General features: G+C 72.9%; 15 protein-coding genes. 3 read left to right on the top strand and 12 right to left on the bottom strand.

The genetic code is table 11. From position 1 onward, the window contains the following. Nucleotides 1-38 precede the first annotated feature (38 nt). The 3 genes from ACLWS4_RS24840 to ACLWS4_RS24830 all read right to left on the bottom strand — a co-directional run bounded on the left by ACLWS4_RS24840 (nt 39) and on the right by ACLWS4_RS24830 (nt 3,716). The gene (locus ACLWS4_RS24840; protein ID WP_416875255.1) at nt 39-1,433 is read right to left on the bottom strand and encodes a S8 family serine peptidase; all 1,395 of its coding nucleotides are present in this window, start codon (nt 1,431-1,433) and stop codon (nt 39-41) included. 98 nt (nt 1,434-1,531) lie between these two features. Then, the gene (locus ACLWS4_RS24835; RefSeq protein WP_416875254.1) at nt 1,532-3,163 is read right to left on the bottom strand and encodes a WXG100 family type VII secretion target; all 1,632 of its coding nucleotides are present in this window, start codon (nt 3,161-3,163) and stop codon (nt 1,532-1,534) included. Between the two features lie 70 nt (nt 3,164-3,233). Beyond that, nucleotides 3,234-3,716, bottom strand: coding sequence for a hypothetical protein (locus ACLWS4_RS24830; RefSeq protein WP_117489285.1), 483 nt, complete (start codon nt 3,714-3,716; stop codon nt 3,234-3,236). 542 nt (nt 3,717-4,258) lie between these two features. Here ACLWS4_RS24830 and ACLWS4_RS24825 point away from each other — a divergent pair. Then, nucleotides 4,259-6,286, top strand: a complete 2,028-nt coding sequence (locus ACLWS4_RS24825) for an FUSC family protein (RefSeq protein ID WP_416875253.1) — start codon at nt 4,259-4,261, stop codon at nt 6,284-6,286. Nucleotide 6,287: 1 nt separating this feature from the next. Here ACLWS4_RS24825 and ACLWS4_RS24820 read toward each other — a convergent pair whose 3' ends face one another. From ACLWS4_RS24820 to rsmI, 7 genes are all read right to left on the bottom strand, one after another. After that, nucleotides 6,288-8,126: an ABC-F family ATP-binding cassette domain-containing protein gene (locus ACLWS4_RS24820; protein ID WP_375876020.1), complete on the bottom strand. Its 1,839-nt coding sequence runs from the start codon at nt 8,124-8,126 to the stop codon at nt 6,288-6,290. 120 nt (nt 8,127-8,246) lie between these two features. Then, the gene (locus ACLWS4_RS24815) at nt 8,247-9,164 is read right to left on the bottom strand and encodes a 4-(cytidine 5'-diphospho)-2-C-methyl-D-erythritol kinase (protein ID WP_074001277.1); all 918 of its coding nucleotides are present in this window, start codon (nt 9,162-9,164) and stop codon (nt 8,247-8,249) included. Continuing rightward, complete coding sequence (gene rsmA, locus ACLWS4_RS24810; RefSeq protein WP_380740786.1) at nt 9,161-10,225, bottom strand: 16S rRNA (adenine(1518)-N(6)/adenine(1519)-N(6))-dimethyltransferase RsmA; 1,065 nt, start codon at nt 10,223-10,225, stop codon at nt 9,161-9,163. The genes ACLWS4_RS24815 and rsmA overlap by 4 nt, the downstream gene beginning before the upstream one ends. A gap of 117 nt (nt 10,226-10,342) precedes the next feature. Further along, a complete protein-coding gene (locus ACLWS4_RS24805; RefSeq protein ID WP_416875252.1) occupies nt 10,343-11,221 on the bottom strand; it encodes a TatD family hydrolase in 879 nt (292 codons plus the stop codon). Between the two features lies 1 nt (nt 11,222). Continuing rightward, nucleotides 11,223-12,845: a methionine--tRNA ligase gene (metG, locus tag ACLWS4_RS24800; protein WP_375876017.1), complete on the bottom strand. Its 1,623-nt coding sequence runs from the start codon at nt 12,843-12,845 to the stop codon at nt 11,223-11,225. Nucleotides 12,846-12,930: 85 nt separating this feature from the next. Then, entirely contained in the window at nt 12,931-13,356 is a 426-nt protein-coding gene (locus tag ACLWS4_RS24795; RefSeq protein ID WP_181970659.1) for a hypothetical protein, read from the bottom strand. Nucleotides 13,357-13,591: 235 nt separating this feature from the next. Then, nucleotides 13,592-14,461 carry a 16S rRNA (cytidine(1402)-2'-O)-methyltransferase gene (rsmI, locus tag ACLWS4_RS24790; RefSeq protein WP_416875251.1) on the bottom strand — a complete coding sequence of 290 codons (870 nt, stop codon included), beginning with the start codon at nt 14,459-14,461 and terminating at the stop codon, nt 13,592-13,594. Nucleotides 14,462-14,567: 106 nt separating this feature from the next. On the opposite strand from rsmI, the gene ACLWS4_RS24785 reads away from it, so the two are divergent. Next, nucleotides 14,568-16,349: a dolichyl-phosphate-mannose--protein mannosyltransferase gene (locus ACLWS4_RS24785; RefSeq protein WP_082345966.1), complete on the top strand. Its 1,782-nt coding sequence runs from the start codon at nt 14,568-14,570 to the stop codon at nt 16,347-16,349. 186 nt (nt 16,350-16,535) lie between these two features. Beyond that, nucleotides 16,536-18,305, top strand: a complete 1,770-nt coding sequence (locus ACLWS4_RS24780) for a penicillin-binding transpeptidase domain-containing protein (protein WP_074001273.1) — start codon at nt 16,536-16,538, stop codon at nt 18,303-18,305. 52 nt (nt 18,306-18,357) lie between these two features. On the opposite strand, the gene ACLWS4_RS24775 is transcribed toward ACLWS4_RS24780, so the two are convergent. Beyond that, on the bottom strand, nt 18,358-19,794 hold the full coding sequence (locus ACLWS4_RS24775; protein WP_416875250.1) for a glycosyltransferase 87 family protein: 1,437 nt from the start codon (nt 19,792-19,794) through the stop codon (nt 18,358-18,360). 128 nt (nt 19,795-19,922) lie between these two features. Then, on the bottom strand, nt 19,923-21,482 hold the full coding sequence (locus ACLWS4_RS24770; protein WP_416875249.1) for an amino acid permease: 1,560 nt from the start codon (nt 21,480-21,482) through the stop codon (nt 19,923-19,925). Between the last annotated feature and the right edge of the window lie 159 nt (nt 21,483-21,641).

The following is a 21,641-nucleotide window of genomic DNA, read 5'->3' as shown; positions in this document are numbered from 1 at the left end:
CGACGACCCCACATCCCGCGTTCCCCCAACAACGTGAACTACCTCGCGTACGGATTGTCCTCCGGCGGCACCGGCGGCTGGTACGACGGCGGAGCCGGCGGCATCGCCCCCATCGGCTGCTGCGACGGCAGCGGCGGCACCTGGGCCACGTCCGGCTGCGCGGCCGACTTCCGACGCCGCACCACCGCGAACACCACACCGGCCACCAGCACCAACCCGGCCACCACACCCGCCACGATCGGCAACGCACTGCCGGAACCCGAGGACGCCTCAGCCTTCGGCTGCACCGACGGCGCACCGGCGGCCACATCGGTCGGAGTCTCGACCGGGATCGGCACCGCAGACCCAGCAGCAGGCGCGGTCGCCGAAGGCGACGGGGCCCCCGACGGTGCAGGCGTGCCAACCGGGAGCGGTGACACGTTCGCGGGACCAGGATCTCCCGGATCCGTCAAAGCAATACGCGGCCGCACCGCACCGAAACCGATGAGGTCATTGCGACCGGACCCGTCATTCGCCTTCCCTGCGGTATTGATGAGCACCCGCAGGACCTGGTTCCCCGTCCAGTCCGGATGCGCCGCCCACACCAATGCCGCCGAGGCCGACACCATCGCGGTCGAGTCAGAGGTCCCGTGACTCTTGCAATAGCCCGTGGGTGAGGTGCAAGCCGCGATCATATCCATGCCAGGCGCGACAAACACCACCTGGGGGCCCCGTTCGGACTCCGCCGTAACAGTGCCATTTCGATCCGAAGCTCCCACGCCGACCACCCCGGGAAGCGCTCCGGGATACTCGACCGGATTCCCCTTCTCGGCTTCATTTCCGACGCTGGCGAATACTAGGACTCCCTTGTCCCTGGCTGCCGCGATGATCCCGTTCAGTTTCGTGACGTCCGCCGGGTAGGCCGTTACCGCGTCAATCCCCTGCGAAATATTGATGACCTTGGCGCCCTGATCGACCGCATAGCTGATGGCCTGCCCGATCTGACCAAGGAAATCAGTCGAGACGATTGAGCCGACCTTGCCGGTGTTGATCTTCAACGGAAGTACCTTGACACCCGGCGCCAACCCCAGCGCACCCGTCCCCCCGTTTCCCTTGCCCGTTCCGGCGATGAGGCTGGACATACCCGTGCCATGGCCGTCCGCGGCCGAACCCACACCTCCGGGGCTTCCGCTGAAGTCCTGGCCCGGCAGGAACTGCCCCTCCAGGTCAGGATGATCCAGCTTGAACCCGCTGTCGATCACCGCGACAGTGATGCCCCGCCCCTTGGTGACCTTCCACATCTCCGGAGCGTGCATCGCCTCCAGATGCCACTGCTGCTGCTGGATCGTGTCCTCGGCAACCGCGGGTGCTGCGACCGGGCCGACCACGATTCCCGCCGCCAGAAGCGCCGCAGCAGCAGCCCGCCAACGCGCCCGCGCGTTCGTCCGCCCCATCACAACTCCTCGTCAATGTCCCCGTCAGCAAGACCAGTGCCCTGAACGTGACTGCCCGGCCACTGGGGATGCCCAGTGGCCGGGCAGTCGTTGCCGTCCTACTCAATCACGTCCGGATTGCTGTGCGGCGTACCGCTGGTCCAGGTCTCCTCGTCCTCGTGCAGGTAGTCGGCCCGCTGGCGGCGGTCGCGCTCCTTCCGGCCGCCGTGGCCCGCCGCTCCGGGGGCCATCATGCCGTTCTGCCTGGCCTGGGGGCCGCCCTCGCCAGCACCCGCCGCGCGGTTGCGCAGACCGGTACCACCCGGCGTGAACTCCCCGCCGGCCGCCGGGCCCTTGCGGCCACCGACCGTGCCACCCGTGGTCGAGGACAGGCCCCGGCCGCGCGAGCCTCCGCCGGCGCCGACCGCACCGCCGTGGGCACCGCCCATGCCGGGGTGCATGCCGCCACCCATGCCCCCGGGACCACCGACCCGGCCGCCGCCGCCCGGCCCCGCCTCACGGGCGCCGAAGACCGTCCCACTGGGCAGGCCGGGGGTGCCGCTCCTCCCCTGCCCGGGGCCGCCACCGAACGGGGTCGTGCGCACCGGGATCTGGCCGCCGCCCTTGCCCGGGACGTACCCGCTGCCGCCGCCCTTGGTCGGGACGGTGCCGCCGCCCGGTCCACCCGGGAAGCCCGTGACCGGGCCGCCACCGGGAACGCCGGGCCCGCCGCCCGGGCCACTCGGCCCGTTCGGGTAGCCGGGCAGGGTGGTCGGTCCGTCCGTCGGCAGCTGGCCGCCGCCGGGGCCGTACGGGCCGGTCTGCGTGGGCAGGGTCGGCAGGGTGGGCAGGCTGTTGAGGTCGGTGCCCGGACGGTTGACCGGGTCCGACGGGTACGACGGCGGGGTCGAGGTCCCCGGGTCCTGCGGCGCGGGCGGCAGCTGGCCGCCGCCACCGTGCGGCGGGGGCGGGGTGTTGCCCGGGTTGGACGGGCCGGGGCCGTCCGAGCCCGGGTCACGGGGCAGGACCTTTCCGCCGCCGTAGCCGCCCCCACCGGACGGGTCGGAGCCACCGCCGACGTTTCCGCCGCCCGAACGCGGATTGCGGACGGGGCCGCCAGAGCCTACCGAGCCACCGCTGCCACCCGTAACAGTTGACGCATCGTCCTTGCCGGTGCCGTCACCAGGTGTCCCGGGCAGCACCACGTCCGACGGAATCCCGTTCAGCGTCGTCGTCGCCGCGCTGTACGCCTGGGCCAGCTTCTCCATCTGGAGAACGGCCTCCTGGTGCTCCTTCTCGACCTTCGCCTTCGCCTGGACGTACTCCGTCGACGTCACCCACTTGGGGTTGACCGTCTTCATGTACTCGTCGACGGTCTGGCCGACGGCAAGCTGGGGAACATTGAGCAGGTTCGACTGGCTGTTGTGCCTGTCGACCGCCTGGATCTCCGTCTGCGGAGGCTCCGGCACAGCGACCTTGGCGGTGCTGAGTGCCTCCCCGGCCTGGTGCATCGCATCGCCCGCGGTCGTGGCGTGGTCACCGATGATCTGCGCCGACTGCTGGAGGTTGTTCACCCAGGTCTTGAAGCTCTCGGCAGCCGGACCTTCCCAGGTGACGTTGCCGACATGCGACTTGAGCGCCGCGCTCAGTTCCTTCAGCACCCGCCCGGCCGACTGCAGCTGGGTGCCGCGACTGAGGACCGTCGTCGGGTCCGTGCTGTCCACCATCTTCCGCAGGTGGGCGTGTTCCATGCTTTCGAAGTTCGTGCTGCCTGACACTACTTGCTCCCCGTCTCCCCGTAGGACTCTCCCCAGACCGCCATCAGTACTTTCCGTCGCCCGATCCAGGTGCCGACGTGGTGACACCCGCGTTCTTCGCGACGGCATTCTGCGCGGCCGTCGTGTGGTCCTCGTTGGTCGCGTAGATGCTGGCCGTCCGCGTAACCGCCGTCTGCATCGCCTGGATCTGCGACACGAAGTCCTTGTGCAGCTGGACGAGCTGGGCGTGCACCTTCCCGTAGGCGGTGGTCAGCGCCGTCGCCTCGGCGAACTCCGCGCTCGCGAAGCTCTTGCCCGTCAGCTTCTGCTCCTGGAGCTTGTACGGCGCGGCCGGCGAGCCCTCCATCGCGGCGAGCAGGGCCTCGATCTTGCCCACGAACGTCGTGAGCGTGTCGAGCTCGACCTGGACGTTCTGCTTCCCGAAGGCCGCCACCAGGTCACTGGCGCTGACGTTGGTCTGCACCGTGCTGACGACGGGGGCGATGTTGATCCCGCCCAGCGGCCACGGGAGCTTCTGGTCCAGCATGAACGGTGCCGAGTCGTTCGCAGGCGCCTGGCTGCCCGGGTCGGTCCCCGACGCGCTGGGCGCGGGGTTGGCCGAAGGGCTGGGCGCGGCAGTCGTCGTAGGGCTCGGGGCCGGGCTCGGCGACGGGCTGGGCGTAGGACTCGCCGAGGGTGTCGGCGTAGGACTGGGCGACGGACTCGCTGACGGAGTCGGCGTCCCCGAACTAGTTGCACCATTGCCTGCCACGGCAGTTCACCTCTCCCCCGTACGGCCCGCCGCGCCCGGGGCGTCCCGGGCGGCCGCGTTCCGCAACACACCGTCAACTTCTGGGTCGTACCGTCCTGGTCGGTACACCGTCCGCCCTGTGGACGGTTTCCGCCTCCGTCATCGTAGCCATCGCCTCTGTCGGACCGGCAGGGACCTTGGCCCGCCCGTACGCGATCGGTACGAACTTGACATGTGGGAGCCGCCGCGGACGGCCTGGGTAGACTGACCCGGTACGCCCCATCTGCCGCGCAATGTCGCACAGCAGCGACCCCAGGCCGCAGAACGGACGTGACCGCGTGAGCTCTCCCGACGTCTCCCCTTCCCCCTGGTGGGCCCGTGCCGCGCGGCCCGCGCGGCCGCCGGTGCCGGTGGCGCTGATGGTGCGGGCGGCGGTGGGCATGGCGGTGCCGTTGGCGGTGGGGCTGCTGGTGCACCGGCTGGATCTGGGGGTGTTCGCGGGGCTCGGGGCGATGCACGCGACGATGAACGACCGGGCCGAGCCGGGCAGGTTGCGGGCCGCCCGGATCGGGACGGCGGTCCTCGCCTCGGCGCTCGGCATGCTGATCGGCACCGCGCTCCAGCACGCGGACGCGGACGGCCTCGTCCTGGGTGTCGTGCTGACACTGACCGCTTTCGCCTCGGGTGCGCTGAGTGCGACCGGTCCGCGCGGTTCGGCGGCGGGGATGCTGCTGCTGGTGTCGGCGGCGCTGGGCAGTGGGATGCCGTTGCCGCAGCCGTGGTGGGCGGCGGCGCCGATGCTGCCGGTCGGGGCCGCGTTCGTGGTGCTGCTCGGGCTGCCGGCGGGTGCGCCGAACCGGCCTGCCGCGGATCCGCGCAACCGGGCGCTGGCCGCCGCGTACAACGCGCTCGGCCGTACTCTCGCCGACCTGGGCGGCCCGCGGGCGGGGGCCTCGCGCCAGGTGTTGACGGCCCGCCTGAACCAGCTCCAGGACCTCCTCGGCACGCATCGGAGTGACCGCCGGGAACGGCAGGACCGCCGAAGCAGGCAGGACCGCCGGGCCCGGATGTACGAGGCGGCCCTCGCCGCCACCGAGGCGGCGACCGGCCTGCTGTGGGCGCGCCGCCCGGTCCCGCCCGAGGTGGCCGAGGTGCCGAACCGGCTGGCGGCCGCCGTGCGGCGGGGCGGCGGCGAGGTCGCCGTCCCCGACTGGCGGCCCGACACCCCCTCGCGGCAGGCCCTGGACGTGGCCCTGCGCGCCGCCGCCGATACCGTGGCCGGCCGCGACACCCGGCTCGGCACCGCCCCCGCGCCGCCGCCGGACCCCTGGCGGCTGCGGGTGCGGCTGCTGTCCCGGGGGTCGGTCCGGTACGGGCTGCGGGTCGCGCTGTGCATCGCGGTCGGTTCGGCGGTCACCGCCAACTACCCGCTCAGCAAGAGCTACTGGGTGCCGATGACGATCGCCTTCGTGCTGAAGCCGGACCTCGGCTCGGTGTTCCTGCGCGCGGTGAGCCGCTCGGTCGGCACGGTGCTCGGGGTGGCGGTGACCGCGGCTCTGCTCATGGCCACCACCGACGAGTGGGCGCTGACCGCGATGGCCGCCGGCTGCGTGGCCCTGCTCCCGTACGCCACGGCGGCGCACTACGGGCTGAACACCGTGGTGATGACGCCGATGGCGCTGGTCCTGCTCCAGCTCGGCGGGCAGAGCAGCGCCGCCGAGTTCTGGCCCCGGGTCCTGGACACCGTGCTGGCCAGCGCGATCGTGCTGCTCTTCGGCTACCTGCTGTGGCCGGAGCGCCCGCGCCACCGGATCGAGCCCAGGCTGGTCGACGCGACGACGGCGCTGCGGGCCTACCTGGACGCCGTCGTCCGCGGCGCCGGCCAGGACGACGGCCCGGACGACGGCCCGAACAGCGGCCAGGACGGCGGCCGGACCGGAACCGCCCAGGTGTGGCTGCGCCGTACGGCCTACCGGGCGCTGGCGGATGCCCGCCGGGAGGTGCAGCAGGGGCTGGCCGAGCCGCCGCCCACCGGCCGGCTGGCCGAGCGGTGGCTGCCGGCGACGGCGGCGCTGGAGCGGCTGGGCGGCGCGGTGGCGGCCTTCGCGGCGCAGATCCGGTACGGCGGCCGGGTGCCGGACCCGGCCGAGGTCGACCGGGTGCGGCGCGCGTTGGACGAACTGACCGCCAGCGCCCGCGCGCACCGCCCGCCGACGGCCCCAAGCGCGCCGACACCCCCGACGTCCCCGGCAGCCACGGCGACCCCGACAGTCGCAACACCCGCCCCGCACGACCCGACGCGCAGCGCACTGGGCCGTGCGGCGGAGGAGCTCGAAGCGCTCCTCCGTACCCGACCGGACGACTAGCTCAGACCTGCTCGGCCAGCTCCAGCCAGCCCATCTCCAGCTCCTCCTTCTCGTCCCGGACCGCACGCAGCTGCGCGTCCAGCTCCGCGACCTTGGAGAAGTCGGCGGCGTGCTCGGCGAGTTGGGCGTGCAGCTTGGACTCCTTCTCGTCCAGCTTGGCGATCTGCCGCTCCAGCTTCTGCATCTCCTTCTTCGCCGCCCGCAGGTCCCCGCCGGACAGCGCGGGGGCCGCGCCCCCGTCCTCCGCGACGGCCGTGGCGGTCGGGGCGGCGGCGCCGGCCTGAGCGGCGGCGGTGGCCGCGGCGGCCATCCTGGCCCGGCGCTCCAGGTACTCGTCGACGCCGTTCGGCAGCATCCGCATCTTCTTGTCGCCGAGCAGCGCGTGGACGGTGTCCGTGGTGCGCTCGATGAAGAAGCGGTCGTGGCTGATGACGACCATCGAGCCGGGCCAGCCGTCGAGGAGGTCCTCCAGCTGGTTGAGCGTCTCGATGTCCAGGTCGTTGGTGGGCTCGTCCAGGAACAGCACGTTGGGCTCGTCCATCAGCAGCCGCAGCAGCTGGAGGCGGCGCCGCTCGCCACCGGACAGGTCGCCGACCGGCGTCCACTGCTTGTCCTTGCCGAAGCCGAACTGCTCGCACAGCTGGCCGGCGCTCATCTCCCGGCCCTTGCCGAGGTCGACCCGCGAGCGGACCTGCTCGACGGCCTGGAGCACCCGGGTCGCCGGGTCCAGTTCGGCGACCTCCTGCGACAGGTAGGCCAGCCGCACGGTCTTGCCGACCTTGATGACGCCCGACGTCGGCTGGACGTCGCCCTCGGAGGCGTACGCGTCGCGCATCGCGCGCAGCAGCGAGGTCTTGCCGGCGCCGTTGACGCCGAGCAGGCCGATCCGGTCGCCGGGGCCGAGCTGCCAGGTGAGGTTCTCCAGCAGCAGCTTCGGGCCGGCCGTGACGGTCACACCCTCCAGCTCGAAGACGGTCTTCCCGAGCCGCGCGTTGGCGAACTTCATCAGCTCGGACTTGTCGCGCGGGTCCGGCACGTCCGCGATCAGGGCGTTGGCGGCCTCGATCCGGTAGCGCGGCTTGGAGGTGCGGGCGGGGGCGCCGCGGCGCAGCCAGGCCAGCTCCTTGCGGGCCATGTTCTGGCGCTTCTGCTCCTCGACGGCCTCGATCCGGGAGCGCTCGGCGCGGGCGAAGACGTAGTCGGAGTAGCCGCCCTCGTACTCGTGCACCTCGCCGTTCTGGACGTCCCACATCCGGGTGCAGACCTGGTCGAGGAACCAGCGGTCGTGGGTGACGCAGACGAGCGCGGAGCGGCGCTTCTGCAGGTGCTGGGCGAGCCAGTTGATGCCCTCAACGTCGAGGTGGTTGGTGGGCTCGTCCAGGATGATCAGCTCGGGCGAGCCGAGCAGCAGCTTGGCGAGGGCGATCCGGCGGCGCTCGCCGCCGGAGAGCGGGCCGATGACGGTGTCCAGGCCGTCGGCGAAGCCGGGCAGGTCGAGGCCGCCGAAGAGGCCTTCGATGATGTCGCGGATGCGGGCGTCGCCGAGCCACTCGTGGTCGGCCCGGCCGGCGATCACCTCGTGCCGGATGGTGGCCTTCGGGTCGAGCGAGTCGTGCTGGGTGAGGACGGCCGGTTCGAGGCCGCCGTTCCAGGTGATCCGGCCGCCGTCGGGCTCCTCCAGCTTGGCGAGCATCCGGATCAGGGTGGTCTTGCCGTCGCCGTTGCGGCCGACGACGCCGATCCGGTCGCCCTCGCTGACGCCCAGGCTGACCGCGTCCAGCAGGGCGCGGGTGCCGTAGACCTTCGTGACGGACTCGATGGTGGCGAGGTTGACGGCCACGTGTGCTGCGCTCCAGGGTTCGGCGGTCGCGGGGCGGCCCGCCGCTCGACGGCCGGATGCCCCTCTCGGGACACCCCGATCTCCCCAGCCTAATGGGCCCGCCGCAGCGGCCTCACCGCGTCAGCCCGCGACGGACGCCCCCGGGACCGGCCCGTGGGTGGCGTGCGCGGTCCGGCAGGTGCCGGAGGCCCGCAGCGCCCCGGCGACCGCGGCGGCGGCCTCGGCGTCCTTGACCAGGAAGGCGCAGGTCGGCCCGGAGCCGGAGACCAGTGCCCCGAGTGCGCCCGCCTCGGTGCCGGCCCGCAGGGTGGCGGCGAGTGCGGGGCGCAGCGAGAGCGCGGCGGGCTGGAGGTCGTTGGCGAGGGCGGCGGCCAGGGCGACGGGGTCGCCCTCGGCGAGGGCGGCGAGCAGCGCCGGGTCGGCGTCCGGGGTGGGGACGTCGGTGTCGCTGGAGCCGGTGCCGGCCTCCTCGCGCAGCCGGTCGCACTCGCGGAACACGGCGGGGGTGGACAGGCCGCCCTCGGCGACCGCGAAGACCCAGTGGAAGGTGCCCTCGACGGCCAGCGGCTCCAGGATCTCGCCGCGGCCGCGGCCGAGGGCGACGCCGCCGACCAGGGCGAACGGCACGTCGGAGCCGAGTTCGGCGGCCAGCTCCAGCAGCACCGGGAGCGGGGTGTCCAGCTGCCAGAGCGCGTCGCAGGCGACCAGCGCGGCAGCGCCGTCGGCGCTGCCCCCGGCCATGCCGCCGGCCACCGGGATGGCCTTGGCGATGTGCAGGTGCACGCCCGGGTCGGCGATGCCGTGGTGGGCGGCGAGCAGCCGGGCGGCGCGGGCGGCGAGGTTGCTGTCGTCCAGCGGGACGGCGGCGGCGTCCGGCCCGGAGCAGCTCAGCGTCACGCCCTGCGCCGCGGTGGCGGTGACCTCGTCCCCGAGGGCGACGGCGAAGAAGACGTTGGCCAGGTCGTGGAAGCCGTCGGCGCGCAGCCCGCCGACCCCCAGCTGGACGTTGACCTTGGCCGGTACCCGTACGGTGATCACTCGCTGTCCTCGGTCGTCTGCTCGGCGGACGCGGGCGCCGGCTCAGCGGGCTCGGCGGCCCCGGGCTCGGCGGCCCCGGGCTCGGCAGCCGCGGACCGGACCGGCTTGCGCTCGGCGGCCCCGGCCCGGCCGGTCCGCTGCCCGGCCCCCTCGGCCCCCTCGGCCTGGGCGGGCTTGTGCTCGGCGATCGCGGCGAACTGCTCCACCGTCAGCATCTCGCCGCGCAGCCTGTGGTCGATGCCGGCCGCCGCGAGCGCCTGCTCGGCCCCGGCGGCGGAGCCCGCCCAGCCGGCCAGCGCGGCGCGCAGGGTCTTGCGCCGCTGGGCGAACGCGGCGTCGACCACCGCGAACACCTCCTCGCGGCTGGCGGTGGTCTTCGGCGGCTCGCGGCGGATCAGCGAGACCAGCCCGGAGTCGACGTTGGGGGCGGGCCAGAACACGTTCCGCCCGATGGCGCCGGCCCGCTTCACCTCGGCGTACCAGTTGGCCTTGACCGACGGGACGCCGTACACCTTGTTGCCCGGCTTGGCGGCGAGCCGGTCGGCGACCTCGCTCTGCACCATCACCAGGGTCCGCTCGATGCTGGGGAAGGTCGCCAGCATGTGCAGCAGGACGGGCACCGCGACGTTGTACGGGAGGTTGGCGACGAGCGCGGTGGGCGCCGGGCCGGGCAGCTCGGTGACCTCCATGGCGTCGCTGAACACCAGGTCGAAGGCGTCCGCCTTGCCGGGCATCCGGGCGGCGACGGTGTCCGGCAGGTGCCGCGCCAGCACCGGGTCGATCTCGACCGCGGTCACGTGCCGCGCGACCTCCAGCAGCGCCAGCGTGAGCGAGCCGAGCCCGGGCCCGACCTCCACCACCGCGTCCTGCTCCGTCACCTCGGCGGCCCGGACGATCCGCCGCACGGTGTTGCCGTCGATGACGAAGTTCTGCCCGCGCTGCTTGGTCGGCTTCACGCCGAACGCGGCCGCCAGCTCCCGGATGTCGGCACTGCCCAGCAAGGGGGTCCCCCCGGCCGGAGGCTGGGGGCGGCTGTCAGAGGTGGGGTCGGTGGTGCTCACGCGCCAAGGATACGGGCGCCGGGGCCGCCGTCCGGACGCGCCGATCCGGACGGGGCCCGACCACGCGCCGATCCGGACGCGGCCCCGAGCGCGCGCTCGGGCCCCGGGGCCCCGGCGTCAGTACCCGAAGGCCCGGGCGGTGTTCGCCGCGATGGCCGTGGACAGCTCGTCCTCGGCCAGGCCCAGGGTGGCCGCCATCGAGCGCACCGTGACCGGGATCAGGTACGGGGCGTTCGGGCGGCCGCGGTACGGGTGCGGGGTGAGGAAGGGGGCGTCGGTCTCGACCAGGACCCGGTCCAGCGGGGTGGCGAGCAGGGCGTCGCGCAGCGGCTGGTTGGCCTTGAAGGTGACCGGGCCGGCGAAGGAGAGGTACCAGCCGTGCTCGGCGCAGGTCTTCGCCATCTGCGCGTCGCCGGAGTAGCAGTGGAAGACCGTCCGCTCCGGGGCGCCCTCCGCCAGCAGGACGGCGATGACGTCCTCGTGGGCGTCCCGGTCGTGGATGACCAGGGCCTTGCCGTGCCGCTTGGCCATCTCGATGTGGCGGCGGAACGACTCCTTCTGGATGTCCACGCCCTCCGGCCCGGTGCGGAAGTAGTCCAGGCCGGTCTCGCCGACCGCCACCACCTGCGGCAGTGCGGCGAGCCGGTCGATCTCGGCGAGCGCCTCGTCGAGCGCGGCGGCGCCGCCGGCCTTCCGCTGCTGGCCGGACCAGCCGTCCGCGTCGCCGAGGAAGATCCGCGGCGCCTCGTTCGGGTGCAGGGCGACGGCCGCGTGCACCTGCTCGTACCGCGCCGCCAGTTCGGCGGCCCAGCGCGAGCCGGGCACGTCGCAGCCCACCTGGACCACCGTGGTGACCCCGACCGAGGCGGCCTTCGCCAGGCCCTCGGCGGGGGTGCCGGACTGCATGTCGAGGTGGGTGTGCGAGTCGGCCACCGCCACTGCCAGGGGTTCCGGCAGCGGCGGCGGGGTCGACCGGGCGTCGTCCTTGGCGGCCATGTCAGGCGGTCGGCTTCTCTTCGAGGCGCGGGAAGAGGATCTCGCCCTTGGTGACGGTGGCACCGGCGGGCAGCCGGCCCCAGTCGGCGACGGTGGCGACGGTCTGCGCGGAGAGCGCGCCCAGCCCGGCGGCCTCGGCGCCCAGCGAGACCCACAGCTTCTCGGCGGTGGTCGGCATCACCGGGTTGAGCAGCACGGCGGTGGCGCGCAGCGCCTCGGCGGCGGTGTAGAGGATGGTGGCCAGGCGGGCCCGGCCCTCGGCCGAGTCGTCCTTGGCGACCTTCCAGGGCTCCTGCTCGGTGAGGTAGCCGTTGACCTGCTTGACGAACTCGAAGATCGCCGCGAGGCCGCCGGCGAAGTCCAGCTCCTCGCCGATCTTCCGGTCGGCCGTCTCGACGGCCCTGGTCAGCCCGTCGGCGACGGCCTGCTCGGCGTCGCCCGCGGCGGTGGCGGCGGGCAGCACCCCGTCGAAGTACTTGCCGACCATCGCGGCGACCCGGGAGGCCAGGTTGCCGAAGTCGTTGGCCAGCTCGGAGGTGTACCGGGCGGTGAAGTCCTCCCAGGAGAACGAGCCGTCGGTGCCGAACGGGATCGCCCGCAGGAAGTAGTAGCGGTACGCGTCCACGCCGAAGTGCGAGGTGAGGTCGGTGGGCGCGATGCCGGTCAGGTTGGACTTGGACATCTTCTCGCCGCCGACCATCAGCCAGCCGTTGGCGACGACCCGCTTGGGCAGCGGCAGCCCGGCGGCCATCAGCATGGCGGGCCAGATGACGGCGTGGAACCGCAGGATGTCCTTGCCGACGAGGTGGACCGAGGCGGGCCACAGCTCGGCGAAGCGCTCCGGGTCGCTGCCGTAGCCGGCCGCGGTGATGTAGTTCTGCAGCGCGTCGACCCACACGTAGAGGACGTGCTTCTCGTCCCAGGGCAGCGGCACGCCCCAGTCGAAGGTGGAGCGGGAGATCGAGAGGTCCTTGAGGTCCTGCTCGACGAAGCGCAGCACCTCGTTGCGGGCCGAGGCGGGCTGGATGAAGTCCGGGTTCGCCGCGTAGAACTCCAGCAGCTGCGGGCCGTAGGCGGAGAGGCGGAAGAAGTAGTTCTCCTCCTCCAGCCACTCGACGGGCCGCTTGTGCACGGAGCAGAGCTTCTCGTCCTCGGTGGCGCCGTCGAGCAGCTCGGAGGGGAGCTTGAACTCCTCGCAGCCGACGCAGTACGGGCCGGAGTAGCCGCCCTTGTAGATCTCGCCCTTGTCGTACAGGTCCTGGACGAACTCCTGCACCCGGGCGGTGTGCCGCTCCTCGGTGGTGCGGATGAAGTCGTCGTTGGCGATCTCCAGGTGCTGCCAGAGCGGCTTCCAGGCCTCCTCGACCAGCTTGTCGCACCACTCCTGCGGGCTGACGCCGTTCGCCTCGGCGGTCCGCATGATCTTCTGACCGTGCTCGTCGGTGCCGGTCAGGTACCACACCTTCTCGCCGCGCTGGCGGTGCCAGCGGGTGAGGACGTCGCCCGCCACGGTGGTGTACGCGTGGCCGAGGTGCGGGCGATCGTTGACGTAGTAGATCGGGGTGGAAACGTAGTACGCCGGGGTGCTCGCCCCGGTGGTGCTGTGGTCTGCAGTGGCCGCCATGGTCGGAAAGCTTAGTCGGGCACGCGGACCGCCCTCGACCGAGTTGTTCCCGGCCGGGGGCGGTCCCCGTTCCGTCGCCCCGGTGTCAGCCCAGCAGCCGCGACCAGAACCGGGCCCAGCGTCCGCGCGGCCGGGTGGGCTCGGCCGCCGCGGGCGCCCCGGCCGGCTCGGCGTGCGCCGGGTAGCCGGGGGCGTGCTGCCAGGCCTGGTCGGCGGAGGCGACCCGGCCCTCGCGCATGATCCGCACGGTGTGGCCGCCGCAGCCCGGGCAGGTCGGCTTGAGCAGCGGGGACGGCACCCGGACGCCGTTGGCGTGGTACTCGAACACGACGTGCCCGTCGTTGGCCACGTGGTGTTCGATGTCGTACGCCTGCTCCCAGCCGTACCCGCAGCGCAGGCACGCGAAGGAGTAGGCCTCCCGTACGGTCTCGACGGGAGTGTGCGGCCGGCCGGCCAGACCGGCGGTGCTCAGTGCGCTGCCACTGCGGGGGGTACCGACTACATCGCTCATGGCCGTCTCCCAGCGCCCGCCGGACGCTCGTCCGGCTGGGTCTTTCCCTTCCAGGAAATGCCCGGACCGCCCCGGCCGATGCCCGGCTTGTGAAGACTTGGATGCGCGTTGGTCAGACCTATACGAAAATCCTCGCAGGGTCCGGGAAGCGCGGCCGAAACTTCAGCTCAGCTGGTGTTTACCGGGGCCTTCTCTCCACGGTACGACTCCCCGTGAGCAACGCAACCCCCGGAATTCACCCCTTTCCCAGGCCGCTTTCCAGGCCTTCCCGCTTCGCCGCCACGACCGCGTCGAAGACCTCCCGCTTGGGCAGCGAGAGCTCCACCGCGACGGCCGCGATGGCCTCCTTGCGGCGCTCCCCGGCCTCCTCGCGGACGGCCACCAGCCGGGCCAGCTCGGCCGGGGTGAGCTCCTGGGGCGCGGCCGGCGGGGCGCCGGAGACCACGACGGTGATCTCGCCCCTGACGCCCTCGGCCGCCCAGGCGGCCAGCTCGCCGATCGGCCCGCGCTTGACCTCCTCGTAGGTCTTGGTGAGCTCGCGGCAGACGGCGGCCGGCCGCTCCGGCCCGAACGCCCCGGCCATCGCGGTCAGCGCCTCGGCGATCCGGTGCGGCGCCTCGAAGAAGACCATGGTGCGCGGTTCGGCGGCGATCGAGGCGAGCTGCCGGGCCCGGTCGCCGCTCTTGCGCGGCAGGAAGCCCTCGAAGGTGAAGCGGTCCACCGGCAGGCCGGACAGCGCGAGGGCGGTGAGCACCGCCGAGGGCCCGGGCACCGCGGTGACCTTGACGTCGGCGGCCACGGCGGCGGCGACCAGCCGGTAGCCGGGGTCGGAGACCGAGGGCATGCCGGCGTCGGTGACCAGCAGCACCCGGGCGCCGCCGAGCAGCGCCTCGACCAGTTCGGGGGTGCGGCCGACCTCGTTCCCCTCGAAGTAGGAGACCACCCGGCCCGCCGGGGTCACCCCGAGTGCCTGGGTGAGCCGGCGCAGCCGCCGGGTGTCCTCGGCCGCGATCACGTCCGCCGTGGCCAGTTCGTCGACGAGCCGGGGCGGGGCGTCCGAGACGTCGCCGATGGGGGTGCCTGCGAGAACGAGTACTCCTGTCACGGTCCCCATCCTCGCAGCTGTCGGGCGCCCGGGGTTTTTGGTGACGATTCGGTCAGCTTCCGAGGGAGCGGACACGCGTGCGAAGAGCGCCCCTACGATGTGGCGGATGAACGGCGACACGGCGGCCCAGGCGCCCACTGGTACGGACCACTCCGCGTACGGCGGCGTCGGCCTGCCGTCCCCCCGCCCACCGCAGGACGGGCCGGCCGGCTGGCGCGAGCGCCTGGCCCGGTTCGGCTACACGGCCCGCCCCACCGGGACGCTCACCGAGCGCCTGGCCCCGCCGATGCCGGACGGCCCCCGGGTGACGCCCCGGGACGTGCCGCAGTCGCCGCTGCTGCTGCGGCTGGGCGTCTCGCTGCCGCAGGGCCTGTGGTTCTTCCTCTGCCGCTGGGCCGGCTGGCTGGGTCCGGTCGCGGTGGCGGTCTTCGCCGGCCTCCTGCGGTTCACGAACCTGGGGCAGCCGCACGCGATCATCTTCGACGAGACGTACTACGCCAAGGACGCGTACGCGCTCTGGCACGGCGGCTACGAGATCAACTGGCCGGAGGACGCCAACACCACGATCATGACGCCGGGCGCGGCCGTCCCGTACCGGGCGACGCCCTCGTACGTGGTGCACCCGCCGGTCGGCAAGTGGATCATCGGCCTGGGCGAGCAGCTGTTCGGCATGAACCCCTTCGGCTGGCGGTTCGCGGTGGCCCTGCTCGGCACCCTGTCGGTGCTGATGGTGGCCCGGATCGCCCGCCGGATGTTCCGCTCCACCCTGCTGGGCTGCGTGGCGGGCCTGCTGCTCGCGGTGGACGGCCTGCACCTGGTGCTCAGCCGGGCCGCCCTGCTCGACCTGGTGGTGATGTTCTGGACCCTCGCCGCCTTCGGCTTCCTGCTGCTGGACCGCGACCGCACCCGGGCCCTGCTGGCCCGGCGGCTGGGCGGGGTCGAGGACGCCCGGCTCGCCCAGCGGCTGGGCCTGGGCTGGCGCCCGTACCGGATCGCGGCCGGCGTCTGCGTCGGCCTGACCTGCGCCACCAAGTGGAGCGGCCTGTACGTCGCGGCGGCCTTCGGGCTGCTCACGGTGCTCTGGGACGTCGGCGCCCGCCGCCTGGCCGGCGCCCCGCGCCCGTTCGTGGCGGTGCTCGCCCGGGACGTGCTGCCGGCCTTCGTCTCGGTGGTCGTGGTCGCGGTCGCGGTCTACATCGCGTCCTGGTGGGGCTGGTTCGCCAGCAGCACCGCTCCCGGCCAGGGCGGCTGGGGCCGGGACTGGGCGGTCGGCCGCTCCACCGACTTCCCGTGGATACCCGAGGCCCTGCGCTCGCTGTGGCACTACCACACCACGGTCTACGAGTTCCACGTCGGCCTGAGCGACCCGCACACCTACCAGTCCAACCCGTGGTCCTGGCTGGTGCTGGGCCGGCCGGTGTCCTTCTTCTACGAGTCCCCCAAGTACGGCCAGGCCGGCTGCACCGCCGCCGACTGCGCCCGCGAGGTGCTGGGCATCGGCACCCCGCTGCTGTGGTGGACGGGCATCGCGGCGCTGGCCTACTGCCTGTGGCGCTGGGCGGCCCGGCGGGACTGGCGGGCCGGCGCGCTGCTCTGCGGCCTGGCCGCCGGCTACCTGCCCTGGTTCGCCTACCAGCAGCGGACGATCTTCCTCTTCTACGCGGTGGTCTTCGTCCCGTTCCTGGTGCTCGCGGTGACGATGCTGATCGGCGCCCTGATCGGGCCGGCCGGCGCCTCCCGGGACCGCCGGATCATCGGCTCCGCGGCGGCCGGACTGCTGGTCCTGCTGATCGTCTGGAACTTCCTCTTCTTCTATCCGCTGTTCACCGGGCAGACCATCCCGCTGGAGGACTGGCGCCGCCGGATGTGGTTCAACACCTGGATCTGACCCGCTGCCCCGGACACACCGCGTTCCCGCGAACCGTCCGTATGCGGTGCACAACACGTACCAGATCCGTCACAAGTGCCGGGCGATTCGCCGGCGCACCGATCCGCGCTGCCTAGGGTGGAGGGGTACCGCGTTTCCGGCCCCGCCGGTTGCGCCCGGCCGCGAGACCCCTGGGGGACCTGCACCATGCGCAGTGGCGCGAAGATCGGCATCATCACCGGCGTGTCCATCGCCGTCCTCGCGGGCGGCGGCTACGGCGTGTACAGCCTGGTGAGCGAGTCGGACGGCGTATCCGGTGGCAAGAAGCCGCGCACCGTGGTCGCCGAGCCGCCGACCGCCGACCAGGCGACGGCCGGACTGAAGGACTTCCTGACGGCCTGGGCGGCCGGCGACATCGCCAAGGCGGCCTCGCTGACCGACGACCCGGCCGCGGCCACCGCCGGTCTGACCGCCTTCCGGGACCAGGTCAAGCCGAGCGCGCTGACCCTCACCCCCTTCGGCCCGACCACCCAGCAGGTCTTCTCCGCCGCCACCGGCACCCCCGCCCCGGCCGCCAAGCCGACCGCCGGGGCCTCCGCGACCCCGGGCGCCACCGGCACGCCGGGCGCCGGCGACTCGCCGTCCGCGGCCGCCACGCCCGCGCCCACCGGCACGCTGATGTCCTACAAGGCGCGCGCCGAGTTCGCGGGCACCAACCGGGCCTGGGACTACCAGGGCTTCCTGGGCGTCGTGAAGATGAGCGACAACACCCCGGCCGTGCACTGGGCGCCGTCGGTGATCCACCCCCACCTGTCCGGCAACGAGACCATCGCCGTCCAGCCGGTCTTCGCCCCGCCGTCCACCGTGGTCGACCGCAACGGCAAGCCGGTCCAGGGCGCCTCGCTCACCCAGTCGCTGCTGACCACCCTCCAGGACAACGCCAACAAGCTGCTGCCGCCGGACCCGGCCAAGGACCAGGACGCGGGCAGCGCGGTGGTGATCTCCGACCCGGCCGGCAAGGGCCCCCAGGACAAGCTGTTCACGATCGTCGAGCCGAAGCCCGGCAAGCCGTTCAAGCTCACCATCGACAACACCCTCCAGGCCGCCGCCGAGAAGGCGATGACCGACCTGGCGGGCAAGCCCGGCTCCATCGTCGCGATCGAGCCGAGCACCGGTCAGGTGCTGGCCTTCGCCAACTCGCCGGCCACCGGCCAGAACCGGGCCTTCGCCGGGCTGCTCGCCCCGGGCTCGACGATGAAGATCGTCACCTCGGCGGCGCTGCTGGAGAACGGCGTCAACCCGGACACCGTGGTGGCCTGCCCGGAGAAGAGCAGCAACCCGCACGCGATCCCGAACTCGTTCCCGGGCGCCTTCCCGAACAACACGCTCCAGCAGGACTTCATGATGTCCTGCAACACCGCCTTCATCAACCAGGGCCTGACCAGCCTCAAGCCCGAGACGCTGAACGGCACGGCCAAGGACGTGTTCGGCATCGGCCTGGAGTGGAAGACCGGCCTGCCGAACACCGACGGCAAGGTTCCGGCGGCGCCGGGCAGCAAGGACGAGCAGGCCATGAACTACATCGGCCAGGGCAAGGTCCAGATGAACCCGCTGGCCATCGCCTCGGTCACCGCCACCGTGCAGAGCGGCGAGTTCAAGCAGCCGATCCTGGTCGCCGAGCTGCCGCAGCAGAAGGCCGCCCGCCCGCTCTCCCCGGACGTCGACGCCAAGCTGAAGGCGATGATGGCGGCCACCGCCACCGGCGGCACCGCCAGGGACGTGATGGCCGGCATCACCGACAACGCGGGTGCCAAGACCGGCTCCGCCGAGGTCGCCGGGGTCGACGTCACCAACAGCTGGTTCACCGCCTACCGCGGCAACGTCGCGGTGGCCGCCGAGGTGCAGGGCGGCGGCCACGGCGTGGACGCGGCCGGCCCGGCCGTCGCCTCCATCCTGAAGGCCGCCGGCGGCCGCTGAGCCCCCGCAAGCCCCCGCCCGCCCGGATCCGGGCGGGCCGCCGACAGCCCGCTCAGCCTCGCGGCAGGGCGGGCTGCGGCCTTCCCCGCCGCACCCGGCCCGGCGGGACCGGGCGCCGGCTGCTCCAGCGCCGGGCCGCCAGCCGGGGCCAGATCACCAGCACCGCCGGCAGCGCCAGGTACCCGAACCGCCCGGCCGGGGCCAGCATGAAGGCGATCGCGAGCCCGGCGGCCAGCAGGTCGGCCGCGGCGATCGCGGAGACCGGCGGCCGGGCCAGCAGCCAGATCGCCACCGCGACCAGGGCCACGGTCATCAGCGCCAGCGAGATCGCGTGCCCGGTCGGCCCGAAGCCGGCCAGCACCTTGCCGGGCAGCGGGCTGCCCGCCGGGGTGCGGATCGCCGTCATCCCGAGCGGGAAGCGCACCACCTGTTCGCGCAGCGCGTCGGCCTGGGTCAGCGCGGAGGGCAGGATCACCAGCGCGCTCACCCCGACACCGATCAGCGCGGTCCGGGCCGCCGGGCGCCGGCCGTACAGCCGCCAGAGCAGCAGGACGGCCACCGGCAGCGCGGGCCAGGCCGTCCACTTCAGGGTGCAGGCGAGGGCGAGCACCAGCCCGGCGGCGACCGTGCGGTCCCGCTCGGCGAGCGCCATGGCCAGGCAGCAGACGCCGATCAGCGGCAGGTCCACCCCGCCGACCACCAGGGCGAGCGCGATCAGCGGCGAGGCGGTGAGGACGGCCAGCGGCAGCAGCGGCGCGCGCCCGTCACCGCCGCCGGGGCGGGCGGGCCGCAGCAGCCGCCAGGCGGCCAGCATGCAGACGAAGAAGGTCAGCGCGAACCAGATCCGGGCGTCCCCGGCGACCCGCGCGAAAGCGGTGGAGTCGCCGAACAGCTGGCGCGGCATCCCGAACAGGGACATCGCCGGCAGGTACGGGTTGTAGTCGGTGACCACCGCCGGGTGCGGCAGGTACGCGGTGCCGGTGGTGAGCAGCAGGTGGGCCGAGCGTTCGACCACCATGACCTCGGACTGGTGGCGGCCCTGCAGGGCGAGCAGCCCGAGCGGCACCAGGACGGCCCCGACCAGGGCGACCGAGGCGGCCGCCTTGGCCGCGAAGCGGCGCGGCAGGGTCAGGCAGAGCACTCCGGCCAGCACGTAGCCGGGGGCCGCGATCAGGCCCCACTGCCGCTGGTTGGGCAGGTCGGAGACGAGCGGGAAGGCGGCGGCCCAGCCGGCCGCGACGAGGCAGCCGAGCAGTTGGACGGTCCGTGTCGAGGCGAGCCCGGCCAGCCGGGCGGTGTTCAGCCGGGCGGGCGTGGGCGGAAACGTGCTCTCGCCGCGCTGGCGGGGGAAGGGCCGGACGGAGAGGCCGCGCTGCGGCCGTCGTGGCCTGGCCGGCGCCTCGGTCGTGGAGGTCTGGGCCGGCGTTCCGCCGCGGCCGGTGAAGCGGCCGCGCGGGCGGGGGTAGCCGGGCGTGCGGGTGCTCACCATGGTGGAAGGTTATGGGTGGGAGCCGGGCCCTGTCGCCATGGTGTCGGACACCGGACGGGCGTTGGCGTGAAAAGGGCCGCCGGACGCGGTGGCGGTCGGCGGCCCTTCACACGGGGTTTGCCTCCGGGTCAGCCGGCGGCGCTGTCCGAGGGCGCGGACTGCGGCTCGGCCTGCTCCAGTCGGGAGTGCTTGATGCTGTAGCCGAAGTAGACGACCACGGCGACGACGAGGGCGATCGCCCCGGCCCGGAAGGTGTCGGCGTGCAGGCCGGTGATCAGGTAGACGCAGAAGCCGACGCTGATCAGCGGGACGACGGGGTAGCCGGGCACCTTGAAGCCGCGCGGCAGGTCGGGCTGGGTGCGGCGCAGCACGATCACGCCGATCGAGACCACCGAGAAGGCGATGAGCGTTCCGAGGCTGGTGATGTCGGCCAGGACCCGCAGCGGGATGAACGCGGCCAGCGCGCCGACGCCGAGGCCCACCACGACGGTGTTCCAGACCGGGGTGCCGCTGCGCGGGGAGAGCTTGGCGAAGCGCTTGGGCAGCATGCCGTCGCGGCCCATCGAGTACAGGATGCGGGTCTGGCCGTAGATCACCACGAGGGTGATGCTGAAGATCGAGACGATCGCGCCGATCGCGAAGACGATCGCGGGCCAGCTCTGGCCGGTGATGTCCTGGAGGATCTGGGCGAGGCCGGCCTCCTGGCCGTCGAACTTGGTCCACGGCTGGGCGCCGATGCCGGCCAGCGCGACCAGGATGTAGAGCAGGGTCACCACGACCAGCGAGATGATGATCGCCAGCGGCAGGGTGCGGCGCGGGTTCTTGACCTCCTCACCGGCGGTGGACACGGCGTCCAGGCCGATGAAGGAGAAGAAGATGCTGGACGCGGCGATCTGCACGCCGCTGATGCCGAGCGGCATGAACGGGGTCAGGTTGCCGGAGTGGAAGCCGGTGAGCGCGATGCCGATGAACATCAGCAGGATCGCGATCTTGATCGCGACCATCACCGCGTTGACCTTGACCGACTCGCTGACGCCGCGGATCAGCAGGAAGCAGACCATGAAGACCAGCAGCAGCGCCGGCAGGTTGAACCAGTGGCCGCTGTCCGGCGCCCCGGAGAGCTGCTCGGGGATCGTGACCCCGAAGGTCAGGTCGAGGAACTTGTTCAGGTACTCGGCCCAGGTCACCGCGATCGCGGAGGCGGAGACGCCGTACTCCATCAGCAGGCAGATGCCGACGGCGAAGGCGACGCCCTCGCCGAGGGTGGCGTAGGCGTAGGAGTACGAGGAGCCGGAGACCGGGATCGCGGAGGCCATCTCGGCGTAGCAGAGCGCGGTGAGTCCGGCGGTGACCGCGGCGATCACGAAGGACAGGATGACGGCCGGGCCGGCCGAGGGCACCGCGGTGTTCAGCACGAAGAAGATGCCGGTGCCGATGGTCGCGCCGATGCCGATCGAGGACAGCTGCCACAGGCCGATCGAGCGGCGCAGGTGGATGCCGGAGCGCCCGCCCTCCTCGGGTGCGCCGGCCGGGAGGACGTCCTCGCCTTCGGTCTCGGCGATCAGTGTCGAGACGGGCTTGCGTCGCAGCAGACGCGCACCGATGGTGTTGCTGGCCAAAACCACGGTCCTTCTGGGCGGGGGAGGGTGTCCTTGCAGTCGGTCACCCGACATGCCAGGGGGTGTCATCGGGGACCAACCGAACAAACATGGGACAGTACCCCGCGAAAGCACCAGTGTCGCAAACGAACAGTCCCAACCAGCGCATTGTACGAATCGGCGCATATCGATGTACAAACCGGACACTTCGCAAACGGCGCATCCTCCGCCCGGTCGCTAAAGCAGCAG

Origin of the sequence: Kitasatospora sp. SC0581, from assembly GCF_048159585.1 — a bacterium.
Lineage (GTDB): Bacteria > Actinomycetota > Actinomycetes > Streptomycetales > Streptomycetaceae > Kitasatospora.
The sequence above is the reverse complement of the archived record's forward strand: the minus strand, read 5'-3'. Positions and strand labels throughout refer to the sequence as shown.

What these genes read in the sequence shown, in the direction of transcription:
- ACLWS4_RS24785 (WP_082345966.1), top strand. Translation starts at nt 14,568, where the DNA reads ATGAACGGCGACACGGCGGCCCAGGCGCCCACTGGTACGGACCACTCC.
- ACLWS4_RS24780 (WP_074001273.1), top strand. Translation starts at nt 16,536, where the DNA reads ATGCGCAGTGGCGCGAAGATCGGCATCATCACCGGCGTGTCCATCGCC.
- ACLWS4_RS24830 (WP_117489285.1), bottom strand. Translation starts at nt 3,716, where the DNA reads ATGCTGGACCAGAAGCTCCCGTGGCCGCTGGGCGGGATCAACATCGCC.
- ACLWS4_RS24805 (WP_416875252.1), bottom strand. Translation starts at nt 11,221, where the DNA reads ATGGCCGCCAAGGACGACGCCCGGTCGACCCCGCCGCCGCTGCCGGAA.
- ACLWS4_RS24795 (WP_181970659.1), bottom strand. Translation starts at nt 13,356, where the DNA reads ATGAGCGATGTAGTCGGTACCCCCCGCAGTGGCAGCGCACTGAGCACC.
- ACLWS4_RS24770 (WP_416875249.1), bottom strand. Translation starts at nt 21,482, where the DNA reads ATGACACCCCCTGGCATGTCGGGTGACCGACTGCAAGGACACCCTCCC.
- metG (WP_375876017.1), bottom strand. Translation starts at nt 12,845, where the DNA reads ATGGCGGCCACTGCAGACCACAGCACCACCGGGGCGAGCACCCCGGCG.
- ACLWS4_RS24840 (WP_416875255.1), bottom strand. Translation starts at nt 1,433, where the DNA reads ATGGGGCGGACGAACGCGCGGGCGCGTTGGCGGGCTGCTGCTGCGGCG.
- ACLWS4_RS24835 (WP_416875254.1), bottom strand. Translation starts at nt 3,163, where the DNA reads ATGGAACACGCCCACCTGCGGAAGATGGTGGACAGCACGGACCCGACG.
- ACLWS4_RS24775 (WP_416875250.1), bottom strand. Translation starts at nt 19,794, where the DNA reads ATGGTGAGCACCCGCACGCCCGGCTACCCCCGCCCGCGCGGCCGCTTC.